Origin of the sequence: Microcoleus sp. FACHB-831 (assembly GCF_014695585.1) — a bacterium.
Lineage (GTDB): Bacteria > Cyanobacteriota > Cyanobacteriia > Cyanobacteriales > FACHB-T130 > FACHB-831.
Genome location: NZ_JACJON010000009.1, coordinates 1 through 18,878 on the forward strand (window position 1 = coordinate 1; position 18,878 = coordinate 18,878).

The 18,878-nt window shown below is 46.4% G+C and carries 12 protein-coding genes and 1 tRNA gene; 7 read left to right on the forward strand and 6 right to left on the reverse strand.

What is annotated here, in order from left to right:
* Positions 1-222 precede the first annotated feature (222 nt).
* The gene (locus H6F77_RS00200) at positions 223-2,055 is read right to left on the reverse strand and encodes a serine/threonine protein kinase (RefSeq protein WP_190484083.1); all 1,833 of its coding nucleotides are present in this window, start codon (positions 2,053-2,055) and stop codon (positions 223-225) included.
* A gap of 117 nt (positions 2,056-2,172) precedes the next feature.
* Entirely contained in the window at positions 2,173-3,261 is a 1,089-nt protein-coding gene (gene ald, locus H6F77_RS00205) for an alanine dehydrogenase (protein ID WP_190484280.1), read from the reverse strand.
* Between the two features lie 188 nt (positions 3,262-3,449).
* Between ald and H6F77_RS00210 the strand changes: the two genes are divergently transcribed.
* The 6 genes from H6F77_RS00210 to H6F77_RS00235 all read left to right on the forward strand — a co-directional run bounded on the left by H6F77_RS00210 (position 3,450) and on the right by H6F77_RS00235 (position 14,658).
* Positions 3,450-3,623, forward strand: coding sequence for a CAB/ELIP/HLIP family chlorophyll-binding protein (locus tag H6F77_RS00210; protein ID WP_190484085.1), 174 nt, complete (start codon positions 3,450-3,452; stop codon positions 3,621-3,623).
* 215 nt (positions 3,624-3,838) lie between these two features.
* Complete coding sequence (locus H6F77_RS00215) at positions 3,839-4,132, forward strand: hypothetical protein (RefSeq protein ID WP_190484087.1); 294 nt, start codon at positions 3,839-3,841, stop codon at positions 4,130-4,132.
* Complete coding sequence (locus H6F77_RS00220; RefSeq protein WP_514131580.1) at positions 4,104-4,571, forward strand: heavy metal-responsive transcriptional regulator; 468 nt, start codon at positions 4,104-4,106, stop codon at positions 4,569-4,571. Before H6F77_RS00215 ends, H6F77_RS00220 begins: the two co-directional genes overlap by 29 nt.
* A complete protein-coding gene (locus H6F77_RS00225) occupies positions 4,568-5,716 on the forward strand; it encodes a WD40 repeat domain-containing protein (protein ID WP_190484089.1) in 1,149 nt (382 codons plus the stop codon). The genes H6F77_RS00220 and H6F77_RS00225 overlap by 4 nt, the downstream gene beginning before the upstream one ends.
* 266 nt (positions 5,717-5,982) lie before the next feature.
* Positions 5,983-7,242 carry an alpha-L-fucosidase gene (locus tag H6F77_RS00230; RefSeq protein WP_190484091.1) on the forward strand — a complete coding sequence of 420 codons (1,260 nt, stop codon included), beginning with the start codon at positions 5,983-5,985 and terminating at the stop codon, positions 7,240-7,242.
* Positions 7,243-7,671: 429 nt separating this feature from the next.
* Positions 7,672-14,658, forward strand: coding sequence for a PAS domain S-box protein (locus tag H6F77_RS00235; RefSeq protein WP_190484093.1), 6,987 nt, complete (start codon positions 7,672-7,674; stop codon positions 14,656-14,658).
* Between the two features lie 260 nt (positions 14,659-14,918).
* Here H6F77_RS00235 and H6F77_RS00240 read toward each other — a convergent pair.
* From H6F77_RS00240 to H6F77_RS00255, 4 genes are all read right to left on the reverse strand, one after another.
* Positions 14,919-15,002: transfer RNA gene (locus tag H6F77_RS00240), tRNA-Leu, on the reverse strand.
* Complete coding sequence (locus H6F77_RS00245) at positions 14,981-15,859, reverse strand: M48 family metallopeptidase (RefSeq protein ID WP_190484095.1); 879 nt, start codon at positions 15,857-15,859, stop codon at positions 14,981-14,983. The genes H6F77_RS00240 and H6F77_RS00245 overlap by 22 nt, the downstream gene beginning before the upstream one ends.
* 197 nt (positions 15,860-16,056) lie before the next feature.
* Entirely contained in the window at positions 16,057-16,479 is a 423-nt protein-coding gene (locus H6F77_RS00250) for a tetratricopeptide repeat protein (protein ID WP_190484097.1), read from the reverse strand.
* 84 nt (positions 16,480-16,563) lie between these two features.
* Entirely contained in the window at positions 16,564-16,920 is a 357-nt protein-coding gene (locus H6F77_RS00255; protein ID WP_190484285.1) for a HesB/IscA family protein, read from the reverse strand.
* A 316-nt stretch (positions 16,921-17,236) separates the two neighbouring features.
* On the opposite strand from H6F77_RS00255, the gene H6F77_RS00260 reads away from it, so the two are divergent.
* Complete coding sequence (locus H6F77_RS00260) at positions 17,237-18,874, forward strand: DUF6930 domain-containing protein (RefSeq protein WP_190484099.1); 1,638 nt, start codon at positions 17,237-17,239, stop codon at positions 18,872-18,874.
* Positions 18,875-18,878 lie beyond the last annotated feature (4 nt).

The following is an 18,878-nucleotide window of genomic DNA, read 5'->3' on the forward strand; positions in this document are numbered from 1 at the left end:
CTTCTATGACCGGAGATATAAACGAGAATTCTCTGAGATGCACCGATTTTACGACCGCCTGTTAGGGGACAACAGTTAATTTACCTGATTTTGGGCTTAACCGAGAAGTATTGGGAAGCCTCCTGGGAACGAATATATAGGATTCAAACACCAAGGCTGCTATTCAAAAATCAAGGGCGATCGCGCTTCGACAAAATCAATCCTGTAGCTAAACTTGATTGCTTACCTTTCTACTGGAATATCCGATATTTGCAATTGGATGTTTTGCTCGGGGTAATCGGACAGCATCAACGAGATTTTAGTGGTCCTTTCCACTAGATCCGTCTGAATAATTATCGTGCCAAAAAATTCTTCACCAGTCGCGGGCAATTCATTTGGTAAGTCACTTATACTTGCACTCAGAGGACGCCCCCGCTCGTCGCTAACGTTCAATAAACCGTACATAAACTGTACTGGCTGCAATCCCTCATTTTTCAGGCTTACATCCAGAATTAAAGCACCTGTACGTTTACTGCGTACTGAACGCACTTTAAAGGTTACTCCCTTATCCTCACTTATAATGGGAAACTGAGCAGTATCAGCTCCTTTAATTGCAAATTCCCCATCTATTCGCTCAATATTACCAGCCTTAATCCAACCTTTTCGACCGCCATTTTCCAGGCGCACGCGCTGCCATTCTCTATCCAGGCTTTCTTCCAAGACAACGACTACATCATTTTTTTTAATTACATCAATCCAATTAGAGTCCGCAGAAGGATTTTCCCGTACAGAAAGTCCAAAAGGCGATGTTACAAGCGCTCTATAGCCTCCAATTTCTAACGATTCAGGTGAATTATTATCGCTTGGAATCGTCTCCACACGTAACTTTTCTATAGATTCTAGCGGCTCAGGAGAAGAGTTATAGCTTCTTGGTATTATTGCCCCATTGGGTTCATCTATCGAAATCTGCTCCGTGAGGGGATTTGCAAAATGAAGATAAACCTGAGATCCTGCTAATCCCAAAAGCGTCATTACGCTATAGGGAAGCCACTTATTTTTGGACTTAGAAGGTAAGCGCTTTAGTGGGGTTAGTGGCCTATAATTCAAAGGTTGAAGTTGAGGTTGATACACCACCTTGGCAATTGCCTTCGTATCGTGCAAATTACGCTCGATGTCTGCCAAATGCTGCAAAATTACCTGCGTATTTTGCGGTCGATTACCCGCTTTAGGAGCCATCAGGTAATCGATAAAATCCGCTAGGCGCGGCGATATTTGAGGCGCGTATTTGCGCCAATGTAACTCATCGTTATAAGGATCGTACATATCGCCATCGCTAGGACTTAACCCTGTTAGTAAATATACAAAAGTACGCCCTAGCGCATAAAAATCTGACTGCGGTACAGCATGACCCTTTTCTTGTTCTGGTGGCGTGTAGCCTGCTGAAGTAATTTTCGTGACATTGCCTACTTTAGCGATTTTTGCCAGATAAGTGCCTGTTACTTCCCTAGCCGTGCCAAAATCAATTAACACTAACTGTCCATTATGCCGCCGCATGATGTTGGGCGGTTTAATATCGCGATGAAAATAATCTTGTTGATGAACTTTATCTAAAATTTGAGTAATTTGCTTTAACCAGTCAATCGCTTGCTCTTGGGTAATAGGTCGATTATCCCGGTTGTTCATCCACTCTTCTAAGTTCAAGCCGTCGATTTTCTCCATTACCAAGCAATGAAAAGGCTTTTCGCTATTTCTTGGCAAAAAGGTAAAGTAGCCATCAGGTTCAACTTTAGGAATTCCTGGATGCTTTAGAGATCTCAATACCTCTGCTTCTTTCTGAAATAGCTCTATTGCTTTGGTCTGAACGTTAAGATCCCCTCTAAGTACTTTCAGTATTTTTGGAATGCCGCGATCTAAGGCTTCGTAAACTTTACTAAAGCCGCTATCTTGACTAAGCAAGCTAATTACGCGATAACGCTTTTGCAACAACAACTCCGATCCGCAGTTGCGGCAAATGGCATTATTGGCATTCACGGGATCGGAACTTTTGGGGCAGGTAGGATTAATGCAAAGGCTCATGCTTAGCTGCGGCGTAAATCTATTTTTAATATAGTTGGCGATCGCTCTATCCTCTTCCTCTTATCAAGCAAGGTGCAGAAAATGCGATCGCCTATCGTCTTCTAATAATCCAGCGGTCTACGAGGCCAAATCAGGAAATACTTCCAGCACTGCTGGATGAACTATACGATGATTCTGCACGTTTACACCCTTCGCCAAAGCCGGATCGAGTTCTAAGGCTTTCATGCCATGATTGGCTAGCTTCAGCACATAAGGCAATGTACTATTATTCAACGCCTGCGTTGCAGTCCAAGGAACCGCTCCTGGCATATTTGGCACCCCATAATGCACAACTCCCTCCTCTACATAAACAGGATTGGTATGAGAAGTAGGGTGCATTGTCTCGACACAACCGCCCTGGTCAACTGCAACATCTACAATTACAGAACCTGGATTCATCTTTTGTACCAGCTTGCGACGGACAAGGATGGGGGCGCGACGCCCTAAGACTAAAACTGCACCGATTAGTAGATCTGCCTCGGGAACAATTGCTTCAATCTGTAAGGAGTTACTGTAAAGTAGTTGAACTCTGGAACCAAATAAAGTTTCTAGATAAGCCAAACGCTCTACATTAACATCCAAAATCTGAACTTGAGCGCCCATACCTACAGCCATCCGCGCTGCTTCGGTTCCAACGACGCCGCCGCCTAAAATGACGACTTTACCAGGTCTGACGCCGGGAATGCCTCCCAGTAGTATACCTCGACCTCCTTGCTGACGTTCTAGAAACCTCGCCCCAAACTGCACGGCGAGGCGTCCGGCAATAACGCTCATGGGAGTGAGCAGGGGGAGAGTGTTTTTCTCTGTTTCTACGGTTTCGTAAGCGATCGCGCTTACGCCACAATCTATCAAATTTTCGGTTAAACCTCTGTCTGCCGCTAGGTGTAAATAAGTAAACAATAGTTGTTCTTTTTCTAAGAACTTGTACTCGTCCTTAAGCGGCTCTTTTACCTTAACAACCAGTTCTCGCCTCCAGGCGTTCTTAGCTTTGTTGACAATTTTTGCCCCAGCCTGAATATAATCTTCATCACTAAAGCCTGCACCAGCACCAGCCCCGGTTTCTACAAAGACTTTATGATCGTTTTCAGTAAGCACCCGCACGCTACTGGGAGTCAACCCGACGCGAAATTCCTGGTCTTTAGTTTCCTTGGGAACGCCAATTTCCATGTTTTTTTCTTGCTCACTGATGGTCTGCCTAATTTTATGGTGCAATATCCTGAGCAAAAGTTGCAGCGATCGCCCCCGCAAGCGAACCTTAAACCTGTTTCCAAGTCTCAATCCTTAACCTAAACAGTTGCACGTTGCGCTGTAAAGTAACAAAATGTAAATATTATAGATAAGCTTGCTTGCCAAATATGACAACACAAATCCAACCTACGACCACTCCCAAACTGGAAGAACCGAAATTTGGCTTTAATGACTATGCAGAGCGCTTGAACGGTCGCGCTGCCATGATTGGCTTTGCCCTGACGCTGATTATTGAATACGTCACAGATAAAGGGTTATTATCCTGGCTGGGGTTAAAATAGGCTCGCAACTGTTGGATTTGACCGGAAAGGGGATTGGGGATTGAGGAAAAGAGTTCTTAGCTTCGTTTTTTGAGTTTATAGTTTCCAGCCACAAGCCCCCACTATTGTAGAGACGCGGATTTATCGCGTCTCCCCAGTCCGCAGTACCCAACTGGCGGTACAGATGAGATAACCTAAAATTAGATAAAAGACTAAACGGAACTGAGCAAATCGTGATGAATGCTTCCTGGTCTAAATTGTTGAAGTCAGCATATCGTAAAGAGCAAATTTCTAGCTTTGTAGTAATTGTTGGAGCAGTAGATGCAGTAATAGGCGGAGTCGATCAACGGTGGTCGTTGCTTACAGTGGGATTGGGTACGGTAGGAGTAGCGATCGCTATGCGTTGGTGGCTTGTCCAGAGATCGCAAGATGAACCCCTCCCTCAAGCCCCTACACGCTATCTCCCTGCCCAATCGTCGCGCCCAGCTTTACCTACGTTGAGTGCTGAATCGCGAAACCGACCGCGTTAATAACTTGATGGTTACTTCTAGTGTAGGTGGATGGATAAAAATCGGCGAAGTTGCTGCCGCTAGTGGTTTGCCTGTCAAAACTATTCGCTACTACGAAGAGATGGGCCTTTTATCACCAGCAGTGAAACGCGCTGAATCAGGCTATCGTCTCTTTAGCACTCAGGTACTCAATCGACTGGCATTTATCAAGCGATCGCAATCTCTTGGACTCCGACTAAGTGAGATTCAAGAACTTTTAGCCATCCACGATCGCGGTCTTTTACCATGCGGTGCTGTTAAAGAGCGCCTAGAGGTTAAAGTAGCAGCAATCAACGAACAAATTGAAGCCTTAGAAATCCTGCGCGATGAGCTAAACGGGTTACTCTCAGGTTGGCAAGAGCAACCCCCGCCTCACCGCATTTCCCATACAATTTGCCCGAATATTGAATCTTTGCTATGAAAAATTCTGCTTCTAGGCATTGCCGATTAGTGGCAATAATTGCCTGGAGCATAGCGATCGCTACTCTTATTCCCCGCAACAATGCCCTAGGCGGACAACCTCCGTCTGCTTTAAACTTGCAATTCCCCAAAGATTCAAACCTCGCATCTCCACAGAGGAACCAATCTTTAAGCCCCAGATTAAAGTCAAGTCAAAATCATTTGCCATCCTTAGATGACGACTTGCAAAATGTTGAACTCGTCCGCACGCTTAAGGGTCATAACGGAGCAATTGATTCCCTAGTCTTTAGTCCTGATGGGAAAATGTTGATCAGCGGTGGCAGTTACAATGATGGCAAAATTAAACTTTGGTGGCTCAAAACTGGTAGAGAAATTGATAGCCTCCGGGCGCATAGAACTGCTGTTATTGCCCTAGCTTTAAGCCCAGATGGGCAAACTTTAGCTAGCTGTAGCGATGATGCCGCAATCAACTTATGGAAGTGGGAAAGTGGCAAGTACACCCGTACTTTTCTAGCTAATGCTAATAATACTCTTTCTTTAGCCATTACCCCAGATAGCCAAAATTTAGTGACGGGGGGTTTGGACGGTATTAGAGTATGGGATTTGAGAACGCAGCGACCGCTTTATACTCTAGTGCGTTTCGATAATCAAACTTATGGCCTTGCCGTTAATGCTAACGGCTACATTTTGGCTAGCGGTAACAAAAGCGGTGTAGTTAAACTTTGGAATTTACGAACTGGTAAATCAATAGGCAGTTTTGTGGGTCATAGTGGTATTGTTAGCACCGTTGCTTTTACTCCCGATGGTAGAAATTTGGTGACAGGCAGCTACGATCGCACGATTAGAGTTTGGAATTTAAATAGCGGAAAACTTTCTTATACGCTTTCTGGACATACAGGTGAAGTAAGGGCGATCGCTATAAATCCAGATGGACAAACTCTAGCCAGTGCAAGCCGCGATGGCGTCCGGCTTTGGAACTTGAGGACTGGGCAGCTAATTGCCAAACTTTCTGCACATTCGGACTGGGTGGAATCGGTTGCATTTAGTCCCGATGGAAGTACCCTCGCAAGCGGCAGCCTTGACAAGACGATTAATATTTGGCGAATTGACTCTTATAAACCACGAGATTATCAAGCGCACTTGTAATAAATTCCAAGCATTACTAAAATCGCGGTTTGTAGAGCATAATTTGGGGTAAACAGGGCAATATATTCTAACTTTTTAATAATTACTTTATAAGTCAGAGCTTATTTAATACCATTTGGGTTTAATCTGGCTACATTGGAATTCCTAAAATTCCCTCGTGGTAAAGCGTTTCAAATCCAAAATCCAAAATCCAAAATGGTATAAGCGATCGCTATCATGTAGGCTGGTTTTTATCCCCTTCCTGCGCTAACTGGCTGATAAAGCTTATGAAAACATGGTTTGACACCGCCCGTTTTGGGATGTTTGTACATTGGGGACATAGTTCTCAACGTGGCTGCGAATTATCATGGCCTCTAGTAGGTGGTGTTTTTAGCCTTCCCTTCTGTAGCAATATCCCCGTTGACGAATATCACAGTACAGGAAAAACATTTAATCCGCAAAAATACAATCCTCAAGAGTGGGCGCGTCTAGCTAAGCGCTTGGGAATTCAATATGCCATTTTGACGACTAAGCACCACGATGGCTTTGCGATGTTCCACACCCAGCAGTCAGACTTTTCTATTCAAAATTCCCCCTACGGCAAAGATATTGTCAGGGAATTTATTGATGCGATGCGCGAAAATGGTATTCGCATTGGCTTGTATTTTTCATTGATTGACTGGCATCACCCCGATTATCCCGCCTTCACTGAAGCTGACAAGCCTTACGTTTTTGGTCAACATCGTCAGCCAACGCCCGAACAGTGGCAGCGATTCGTTCAATTTATGTTTGCACAAGTGCGGGAGTTACTGACGAATTACGGCAAAATTGATATTATCTGGTTTGATGGGGGCTGGGAGCGATCGCCAGAACAATGGCAGACAGCAGCACTCAATGAAATGATTCGCTCTTTGCAGCCAGATATTCTAATTAATGACAGATTGCCTGGTTTTGGTGACTTCGATACGCCAGAGCAATTTATCCCACCCCAACCGCCCGATCGTGCATGGGAAACGTGCATGACAATTAACGAAAGTTGGGGATATAACCCGGCTGATACTAACTTTAAATCAGCGCGTCAGTTAATTCATACTTTGTGCGAAGTAGCGGGGAAAGGCGGCAATCTGTTACTAAATGCCAGCCCGATGGGAGATGGCCAAATTCAGCCAGAATTACTAGAACGTCTGGCAGTAGTGGAAACCTGGCTGTCTGCTAATCAAGAAAGTATCATTGGCACCAGTCCGGGATTGGAGCCTTGGCAATTTTACGGGACTTCCACGCGAAGGGGAAATAGAGTTTATCTCCATTTATTGATGAAGCCTTATGAAACCATTTCTGTTCGCGGCGTACCAATTAAAAGAATCAAATCTGTGCAAGTTTTGGCTAACAGAATGGAACTAAACTATAGTACTCGCTGTGGGATTATGGACTCGTTTACTAATTCAGATCCTCTGGGTGAGTTAACGATACAAGTCCCAGAATCAGCGATCGACCCTTACGCAACGGCGATCGCTATTGATTTCACTCCAGCGGATGCAGCTTTATAAGGTCGCATTTGTTTTTCTCATTGAAGCCTACTCACTAACTAAAGCCGAAACAATATAGCGATTCTCAATTCGGTGCAATATGATTTATGGGTAGAAAATTTTTTGCCTCTATCGATAATTCTATAAATGAAAGTTATAACCGCTATAGTTTAGGTGTCGGCGCGACAACGGACGTAAAATTTTTAGTTTCTTAAAATTTAGTTTACAGATCAACTGTCAAGCTAAGTGGATTCACTTAGTAAATCCTATAGTCTTGTACCCAACCTATACACATCTGTTGCCTGAAAACTTTAAATTTTCCTATGTTTTGTATAAAGGGTTATTAAAGATTATTAACTCTGAGCGTAAAACTAAATACTTGTGGCTTAAAAGGGAAATATAAAGAGAAGCCTTCTACCCAAAGAGATAAAAATTGAGGGAGGAAAAAAGATGGTTGCTGATACCGTCGCAGTAGATAGCGTTACAGGTTACGGGTGGGTGGAGGAAGGTTTTTCAAATTTCTCCCTAGATCTTCTTTGTAGCCTCGGCTTAGATGGCTATTTCAAGCACCTGAACCCAGCCTGGGAAAAAACCCTGGGCTTTAGTTTAGAAGAGCTATTAGCAAAACCGTTAATTGAGTGGGTACACCCCGAAGATCGGGAAGCAACAATCGACCTCGCCGAGAAGCTGACGGTAGGTATAACCACAATCTCCTTTGAAAATCGCTACTTGTGCAAAGACGGCTCGTATAAGTGGCTGCTGTGGACAGCAGCACAATTGACCGAAAGAGGTGCGATTCATGGATTGGCTCGTGACATTACAGAGCGAAAGCAAGCACAAGCAGCGCTTTTAGAGAGCGAAGAAAGATTTCGGATCGTGGCAGATACAGCCCCCGTAATGATTTGGGCGGCTGGTACCGATAAGCAGTGTTCGTATTTGAATAAAGTCTGGCTGGAATTTACCGGACGAACGCTGGAAGAAGAGATGGGTAACGGTTGGACTCAAGGTGTTCATCCCGAGGATTTGCGGCTTTGTTTAAATACTTACATTACTGCGTTTGATGCCCGTGAAGCGTTTCGCATGGAGTATCGTCTCCGACGCGCTGACGGAGAGTATCGCTGGATTTTGGATTCAGGAACTCCTCGGTTAATGCCGGATCGCAGCTTTGCTGGTTACATCGGCTCGTGTATTGACATTACCGAACGCAAACAGGTGGAACAGGCGCTGCAAGAGAGCGAAAAGCGATATCAAGCTTTAACAGAAGTATCTCCGGTGGGAATATTTCACACTGATGCGTTGGGGTGCTGTTTGTATGTAAACGAGCAATGGTGCGCGATCGCCGGATCTTCTCTTCAAGATGCATTAGGAGAAGGTTGGTTACAAGCTATACATCCCGAAGATCGCGATCGCGTCTTTGCACAATGGAACCAAGCTGTCCGAGAAAACTTAGCATTTCACTCAGAGTATCGCTTCTTGCATCTTAACGGTACAACCTGGGTATTTGGTCAGGCAGTAGCCCAGAAAGCGAACGATGGAAAAGTTACGGGTTACGTTGGCACAATTACCGACATTAGCTCGCGCAAGCAAGCAGAAGAAGCGCTGCAAGAGAGCAAAACGCTGGTACAAGCTATCGTGGATAATTCTCCAGCAGTCATCTTCGTCAAAGACTCTCAAGGGCGATACATTCTGGCTAACAAGCGATACACAACCCTGTTCGAGGTAAATTCAGAAGAAATCAAGGGCAAGACAGACTACGATATCTTCCCCCATGAGATGGCTGACACATTTCAAATAAACGATCGCAAGGTACTAGAGGCCGGAACTGCTCTAGAGTCGGAAGAAATTGTACCTCAAGACGACGGCTTACACACTTACATTTCGATCAAGTTTCCTCTCTACGATTCTGCCGGAGTTCCCTACGCAGTTTGCGGTATAGCAACTGACATAACCGAACGCAAGCGGACGGAAAAAGAGCAGTTGGAATTAGGCGATCGCATCAAATTACTGCTGGAATCAACAGGCGAAGGTATCTACGGAATTGATTTAGAAGGATGCTGCACTTTAATTAACAAAGCAGCAGCTCAGATGCTGGGATATCAGCCAGAAGAACTCATAGGCAAAAATATGCACGAGTTAATCCATCACACTCGCATTGATGGCTCGTCTTATCACTTTTGTGACTGTCCTATCTTTTGTGCTTTTGACAAGGGAAGAAGTTGCCGCGTGGACAGCGAAGTTTTATGGCGGCGGGACGGAACTTGTTTCCCTGCCGAATATTCGTCTTATCCGATCCGCAACGGTGAGGCGCTCGAAGGTGCGGTTGTCACCTTTATGAATATCAGCGATCGCAAGCGGACTATGGAGGAACTCCGCAAGCTGCATCGCGCTGTTGAACAAAGCCCCAGCATGGTTTTGATTACCGATCGCAACGGTTTTGTTGAATATGCCAATCCCAGGTTAATCCAGATGACTGGTTTAACTTATGAAGAAGTAATTGGGACTAATGCCGCCATATTGGGCGAACAATCGCCAGAAGAAGTACAAGAGTTATGGAATACAATTAGCGCTGGTGGCGAGTGGCGAGGAGAATTTTATAACAAGAAAAAGAACGGGGAATATTATTGGGAAATGGCGTCTGTTTACCCAGTTTTCAACGAGCAACAGGAAATCACGCATTTTGTCAAAGTTGCTGAGGATATCACCGAACGCAAGTTGGCAGAACAAGTATTAAAACAGGCGAATGAAACCTTAGAAGTCCGAGTTGAAGAGCGCACCGCTGAGTTAAGAAATGCGATCCAAAGACTAGAAGACGAAATGGCCAATCGCCAGCAGGCAGAGGAAGAGCTTAAACAAGCTAAAGAAGAGCTGGAAAAAAGTTATAGCCTCTTGCAATGCGTTATAGAAGGGACGCCCGATCCCATTTTTGTGAAGGATATTCAGGGTCGCTATGTATTGCTAAACTCGGCGACTGCCCTTGTATTTGGAAAACCTGTAGAGGAAATAATTGGTAAGAAGGACTGCGAGTTGGTTCCGCCGGAAGTAGTATCTCAAGTTAGGGAAACTGACAACACAATCTTGAGAACCGGAGTTTCTCAGACCTTAGAAGAACTTGTCCAAGCCACAGATAGTATGCGGACATATCTTTCAACAAAAAGCGTTTACCGCGACAAAGAAGGAAAGGTCATGGGTCTGATTGGCATTGCGCGGGACATAAGCGATCGCAAACAAGCAGAAGCAGCTTTACAAAAAGAACGAGAATTTTTAAAGGCACTGCTCAATACTTTGGAAGTTGGTATTGTGGCGTGTGATGAAAATGGGGGATTAACTCTATTTAATCAGTCCACGCGAGAGTTTCATGGCTTACCAGAAGAATCGCTACCTCCCAGCGAGTGGGCGCAACACTTTGATTTGTATTTGCCCGACAAGAAAACATTAATGTCAATGGCAGATATCCCATTGTTTCGGGCGTTTCAGGGAGAAGCGATTCGGAACGTAGAAATGGTAATTGCCCCTAAGCATGGAAAAACGCGCACCCTACTTGCAAGCGGACAGCCAATCTTCGATGCTCAGGGGAAAAAACTGGGTGCTGTAACGGCGATGCATGATATCACCGAGCGCAAGCACGCCGAAGTGGCTTTGCGCCGAAGCGAAGTACGGCTCAACAGCATCCTAAATTCCTTACAAGATTTGGTCTGGTCTATTTCAGCAACCACTTTTGAGGTGCTGTTCATGAACCAAATTGTTGATAAGCTTTATGGTCGCCCCTCCTCGGAATTCTTCGACAACTCCGACCTCTGGCTGGAAGTCATTCATCCAGAAGACCGCGATCGCGCCATTGAATACAACCACAGGGTTATGGAAGAGGGTAGCGGTGAAATAGAGTACCGCATTATCCGAACGGATGGCCAAGTGCGCTGGGTTTACAGCCGTGCATGGCTGATTTATGACGAGAACGGTACTGCTATCCGCATGGATGGTCTGACTTCAGACATCACACAGCGCAAACAAGCCGAGAAAATTCAGGCAAGGTTGACCGGAATTTTAGAAGCAACACCCGATCTTGTAGGCACTGCTGACTCCCAAGGCAACGTACTCTACATTAACCGCGCAGGTCGAAAAATGTTAGGGATTGGTGAAGATGAAGATATCTCAACCAAACATATCGCTGAGTTTTGTGCCCCTAGTGCAGCCGAAGTTATGCTGGCATACGGCATACCTGCTGCGATCAAAGACGGAGTGTGGAGTGGCGAGACTGCTTTGCAATACCGCAATGGCACCGAGATTCCAGTCTCGCAAGTCATAATGTCTCACAAAGACGAAAACGGAGTTGTGGAATTTCTCTCAACCATAGCCCGCGACATCACACCTGCTAAACAAGCCGAAGCAGCATTACGACAAAGCGAAGCGAGGCTGGCAGAAGCTCAAAAAGTCGCCCACATCGGTAGTTGGGAATTCGATCTCGCCACTGGAGAAATTACTTGGTCAGAGGAACTGTTCCGCGTTTGGGGGATGGAACCAACCCAAGCCGTACCGACATATGAAGAATTACTGCAAAAAATTCATCCCGAAGACCGAGAAGTTTTTGCCCAAGCAATAAATTTGGCAATTACAGAAGGCAAACCTTATGAATTTGACCACCGGAGCCTAAGACCTGACGGTTCGATCGCATATATGTTCTCCAAAGGGCAGCCGATATTGAACTCACAGGGCCAGGTCATTAAGCTATTGGGGGTAGGGCTAGACATCAGCGATCGCAAACAGGCAGAAGAAGCCGTGCGGCAAAGCGAAGAACTCTACCGCGCCCTCGCCCGCAATTTGCCCAATGGTTCGGTTGCTTTATTCGATGCTGACTTACGTTACATACTGGCGGATGGCATCGAATTAGCCGAATTCGGGCTTTCAAAGGAATTAATGGAAGGGAAGACCCTTTGGGAAGCTTTTCCCCCTGAAACCTGTGAAAATGTCGAGCCGATGTATCGCGCTGCACTGGCTGGCAATACGACGGTTTCTGAAATTCCTTATGACAATGGCGTTTATTTATTGCAAACGCTTCCCCTTACTAATAAGCAAGGTGAAATCTTTGCAGGAATGGTATTAGCGCAAAATATTAGCGATCGCAAACAGGCAGAGGAGGCGTTGCGGCAGCGGGAAGAACAATTGCGCCAGATTCTTGAGAATATGCCAGTTATGATGACTGCATTCGAGGCAGACGGAAACATCACTGTCTGGAACCGCGAGTGTGAAAGGGTTACAGGCTACAGTGAGTTTGAGATGGTTGGCAATCCCAAAGCAATGGAATTGGTGTATCCAGATCCTGCCTATCGCACATCAATGCTGGCCGTATGGGCTGAACTTGGCAATAATTACCGTAATTGGGAATGGGAGATTACAGCTAAAGATGGAAGTATCAAAACAATTGCATGGTCGAATATATCCGAGGAATTCCCCATTCCCAGATGGGCTACTTGGGGCATTGGCGTAGACGTAACTGAGCGCAAGCAAGCAGAAGAAGCTTTAGCCCAGAAAGCCCGCCTAGCCGCATTTCGCGCGGATGTAGATACTGCTCTTACTCAGAGCGATCGCTTGCAAGGCATTCTCCAACGCTGCACCGAGGCTGTCGTCCAACATATCGATGCCGCCTTTGCTCGCATCTGGACGCTCAACAGCAAGGAAAACGTACTAGAGTTGCAAGCTAGTGCGGGAATGTACACCCATCTTGATGGCTCTCACAGCCGCGTGCCTGTAGGTCAATTTAAGATTGGCCTGATTGCCCAACAGGGCGAACCCCACCTGAGCAACTGTGTCATCGACGATCCTCGTGTTGGCGATAAAGATTGGGCAAAAAGAGAGGGTTTGATCTCCTTCGCTGGTTATCCCCTGATTATTGAAGGACAGATTTTAGGGGTGATTGCCATGTTTGCGCGTAAACCGCTTACGGAAGCTACTCTCAGGGCGCTAGAATTTGCAGCGGATGAGATTGCGCTGGGCGTTAAGCGCAAACAAGCGGAGGAGGCGTTGCGGCAGTCGGAAGCACGATTTAGGCAACTCGCCCAACGAGAGGCACTGCTGAACCGTTTGTCCAGGGATATCCGCAACTCGCTAGATGTTGATACTATCCTGGAAACTGTTGTGCAAGAGATCCGCAGTTTGTTGCAGATTGACCGATGCTTGTTTGTTTGGTATCGGCAATCGCCACAGAAACTTATCTGGGATGTAGTGAAAGAAGCCAAGATTCCCAGTGCGCCCAGCTTTCTAGGCCAATACCCCGCCCCAGCAAGTTTGGTAACTCAGAAGTTCACCAATCTGGAAATCTTAAAAGTTGAAGATCTTGCGACTGCTACTGATGCTGCCGAACAGGAATTCTATACCGTTAAGGGTTACACAGCTATTCTGGCGCTGCCTATTAAAACGTCTTCTGGTGAGATTGGTATACTCAAGTGCGGGCATCATAGTGGTTCTAGGTCTTGGATTGACTCGGAAGTGGAATTACTGCAAGCGGTAATTGACCAACTGGCGATCGCGCTTTTCCAAGCTGAACTCTACACGCAGTCCCAAGAAGCGGCACGTCTTGCTCAAGACCAAGCACAACAGCGCCAGCTTGCTTTGCAACAGTTGCAACAAACCCAAGCGCAGCTAATTCAAAGCGAAAAAATGTCGAGTCTTGGTCAAATGGTCGCTGGTGTTGCTCACGAAATTAACAACCCTGTTAACTTCATTCATGGCAATCTTACCCACGTAAACGAATACACCCTAGACTTACTCAATCTCCTCCACCTTTACCAACAGAACTATCCCAACCCAGTCCCTGAAATTAAACATGAAACTGAAGCTATCGATCTCGATTTTCTAGTGATAGACCTCCCCAAAATTTTGACTTCGATGAAGATGGGGACAGACCGCATCCGTCAGATTGTTCTGTCGCTACGCAACTTCTCCCGCCTGGATGAAGCGGATATGAAAGCGGTAGACATCCACGAGGGAATTGATAATAGTCTGCTGATATTGCAAAATCGGCTAAAAGCAAACGGGAGCAATTCTGCCATTGAAGTGGTGAAATACTATGGCAACTTGCCCCAAGTGGATTGCTATGCAGGGCAGATCAATCAGGTTTTTATGAATATCCTCAACAATGCCATTGATGCGTTGGAGAACCAACCAGCGCCGAGAGCGATCGCTATTCATACTGAACTTAAAGATCAAGACCGCGTTTTAATTCGGATTGGGGACAATGGGCCAGGAATGACGGAGGCGGTGCGATCGCGCCTGTTTGACCCGTTCTTCACTACCAAGCCTGTCGGTAAGGGCACTGGTTTGGGTTTATCCATCAGCTATCAAATTGTCGTTGAGAAACATGGTGGTGTTTTGAAATGTTCGTCACAACCTGGTAATGGTGCTGAGTTCTGGATTGAAATCCCAATTTTCCAACCCGAAACCTAATCTAAACTGAGCATAAAAAAAGAGAGGGAATTTTTCATCCCCTCTCTCTTTATTTTTGTTATTTTCGGTTGTGCCCTGGTCTTTTAGCTTCTTCCGCAGCATTTGTTGTTGCTTTCTGAGCTGTCTAGCCCTTGCGGAACCGCCTCGACCCTTATCGTTTCTACCCTGGCGCCGGGGTGATTCCCAGCTTTTGAGTCGTTGAGCCATATTATGCCCTCTCGGTAGTGTTGTAGAGACGCAGATTTATTGCGTCTCCGCAGTGGGCAGGAAGAGAATCGAACTCTTATGGCCGCAAGGCCGCTAGATTTTGAGTCTAGTGCGTCTACCAGTTCCGCCACCCGCCCTTGGTGTCAACCTTTCCATTGTAATACCCAGTTGAATGTTTTTGCAAGAGGTTTTGATAAACTTGGCTGCTGGCCCAGCGATCGATCTCTCTTGCCCGCAGAACTGGGACGGGGTGGCTGAGTTGAGCGGTTTGGGCTTGTTTGAGCAGTTCGCCCAGTTGATTGTTGCTGATGTCGTCGTAGGCTCTGGCTTGAGCTAAGAAGGCGTCAAGGTTGAGTTGAGGCGAGAGTGTTGGCGAACCTCCGGTGAGTTTCATTAATACTGAACTTACTACTCTGGAGTCTTGGGTTGCAAGCAAGGCGGCGCGATCGCAGGTAAATTCTGCACAACGCAACCACTCCAACATCTGCGATCGCAACGATTCGGCGATCGCCGCACCCCAGTTTGGCAGTAACCCCGCCGCCAACACCATTATATTTATCGGTGTCAGATAAACCCCATGTTCGCACTTGAGATGCCCCAGCTCGTGGGCAATTACCGCCTGAATTTCTTCAAGCGTCAACAGCTCGATCAAAGAGGTGTGCAACACTATAAAAGGCTGCTTGCCCCGCATCGCAAAAGTATAAGCATTGGGAGCAGGATGCTGCCGCACGTACAGTTGAGGCGGCTCTATATCTAAAATCTGGCAGGCTTCTAACAACAGTTTGTGGATGTGGGGCAATTGTTGTTCGCCTACAAGGATTCCAGCCGCGATATTTTCTAGATAGAAAAACTGTTCCGCTACCGGGCCAAGCAGATTCCGCACCAGTAAGTCTAGTCCAGGTAGCTGCTTTAAAGCATTTGTCGCCTCTAAGTCCAGCGGATGGCGAAACTGGTCAGCTTTTAGGCCAATCAACGGTGTTTTTGAGAATAACATTGAGCAATCGTAAATTGGTAATTGGGTATTGGGCGAAGCCCCGTATAGTCCGGGGCTAATAAATGGGGATTGGGCGCGTGGAGGGTTATGAGTTATGAGTTATGAAGAAAAATTCTTAGCTCCGAGAGGCGATAAATCGGCATCTCTACTAAACTCCGCACCTACTAACTCTTCGCCCATTACCTGCATTCAACTAATCAAGAAGGAAACAACCAGTTTTTGACGCGCTTTAAACTGTCCCAATCGGGTTTTCTGCTCAATCCTTCTTCAAGAGTTTCTTGAAGTTCGCGACGCAGGTCTGAATTATTGAAAGCAATTTGTTCAACTGCTTCAATGTGTTGGCGGACGCCTTTTTGACCAGTTTCTAACATAGCGATCGCCATGTTAATCCGCGCTTGCGGCTCCGCCGGATCTGACTTAACTGCTTTTTGAGCGGCTTTATAAGCCAGATCCCCTTTGTTATCCAACAAATACAGCCATGCCAAACAAGTCCAGGGGGCACTTTGTTTGGGGGTGCGATCGCATATTTCTTTGAAAACCGGAATCAATGTATCTGGCCCTTCTCCTGCTTTGTAGCGATCGAGACCAGCGTCTAAAAGAGATGTAACTTGATCGGTCATTTGCCCAAGAATGAAGTATTTGGTCGGTATGTAGGGTGGGTCTTGTCCACCCTACATAAATGTATGGTCTAAACAGTTAAATTGTTAGACGCCAAAAGACTTACCACAACCGCAGTTTTGAGCTGCGTTTGGGTTGGTAAATTGGAAGCCGCCGCCAATCATAGCATCGCTGTAGTCCAGCACCAGACCGTAGAGATATAGCATGCTCTTGGGATCGCATACAATCTTGAAGCCTTCGTAGTCGAAGACTTCATCGTTATCCCGAATTTGAGAGGCATCTTCAAAATCCATCATGTAGGACATTCCAGAACAACCGCCTTGGCGCACGCCAACGCGCAGGCAGAGGTCTTTGCCTTGTTTGTCGCGCAGGGCCATAACGTGCTTCAGAGCGGCATCTGTCATTTGTATGCCTCGTGTTTGTGACTGAGTTGTTTGTGTCATCGGCGCGGGGACTCCTAATTTATGGAAAAGCTTTTTATCTTTATAGTAACGAGTCTGACTGTACAACAGAAGAATCTGGCCTTCGTTACGAGCCAAGGTTTAATTGTATGAACGATCGCGCCGCCAATACCAAACAGCGATATTGTGCGTAAAGTATTACCGTTAAAATGGGGTATCTATCGTCAATCCACTTCAAGACAGTGTTTTACTTGATTTTACCTACCCCTTGCAGATCCCCCCAGCATCACCCCTCTATAGAAATACCGTCTTGAGCAAATAGCTCGCCGCCAATTATATCCACCCAAGTTCCTTGTGTATGACCACGCTCAATCGCTCTACCCGTCGTCGGCTCAAAACATTACCGCAAATTCCCAGTGTGTGGGAGGGCGATCGCCGTCCGTTATCCGCTCCTCTAAGTGAAGATCCAGCAGATGAAGATGCTTCTGGCAACGGTGAATGCATTATCTGGGTAGATGGCTTTGAAGGCATTGTTCGCGCAATGGATGTCGTATCGCCGGAAATTGGCCAAGAAGCTATAGTTCGCACTTTGCTGCGAGCTATGGAGCATCCCCACACCCCTGCTGGCCCGGCACGACCTCAAAAGATTGTAGTCCGCGATCGCGAACTTCAGTTTTTTTTGCGGGGCGTCCTGCAAGAGCTAGAAATTACCATCGAATATGAATCAGAACTGCCCCTGATTGATGAAGTGTTTCGGGGCTTCCAAGAACTTGCGTCCCATCGTCCGCCTCAGCTTCCTCGCAAGTATGCCGATTTACTGCTGGAAAAGGCTTATGAAATTTGGCAAGATGCGCCTTGGGACTTTCTTGCCGACCACCAAATTATCTCCCTCGAATTGAATCAGTGGGATATCGGTACTCTATACGTCTCAGTAATGGGAATGTTAGGCATGGAGTACGGGGTTTTGTTGTATCGTTCGCTCGATTCGCTCAAACGGTTTCGCGCAACTGTTTTGGCTGAGGAGTCTTTTGAACAGCTAGAAGAAGCATTTCTAGGGCAAGATTGCTTGTTTGTAACTTTCGACCAAGAGGACGATAACGGCGATGACGACGATGATGACATCGATCTCGCTGACTTGCCGATGTCAGAAATTCAGCCAAGTTTCGGCAACGTGCATCCCTTGGAGGGGATGCGACCTTTTCTATATGACGAAGAAGCGATCGCGGTTTATATAGCTCTCGAAGCGTTGCATCGTTTTTTCCGCGCGGGGCAAAAACAACTCGCCAAAGACAAATTCCCAACCCTCACCAAAAACTACCGCATCCCCGTCCCCGAAGAAGCCACGCCGCGCCAAACTATATCGGTAAAGGTTGCAACTGTCCCTGATGTGTCGTCCGATCTTTTCCATATGGCGGAGTTGGCTGCTATAGAATCGGATGAAGACGCAGACGATGCAGACCCACCCCTGCGCGACGATCTAGTACCCAAAAATTCTTTCCTCAGTTTGGGGATGGTGACTTGGGAACGCCTAGAGTTACTGCGTGCGGGTATTGGTTGCTATGAATCTAAAGAGGTTAAGGCGTCGGGAGAGGGAATGCCCGTGATTATGATTCAAACCACCCGCCCCAAGGCTCTTGAGATGATTCAGAATATTAAGACTGCCGGGGGGGTAAAAGGAATTGGCTTTAATCCGGGAGAAGATCCGTTTGATGGCGATCGCTATGACTTGGGAATTCTCCAAACTGAAAATGGTGATTTATATCTGTTTGGCGAGTTTATTGAGGAAGATCCAGTTCATGTCGCCGCCCGCAAAAAGTGGGATCAGCGTTGTAAGAAAACTAAAGGCTATTGCGGCTTGATTATTGCCAGAGGCTTAACCGGGGCTTCTCGCGGCAATCCCCAGTTTAACGATATGATGGCTTTTTTTGAAGCGCGATCGCTCTCTGCTAAAGACTTGGGAATGGGAACTCTCCAGCTCATACCCCAATTTGATTGATATC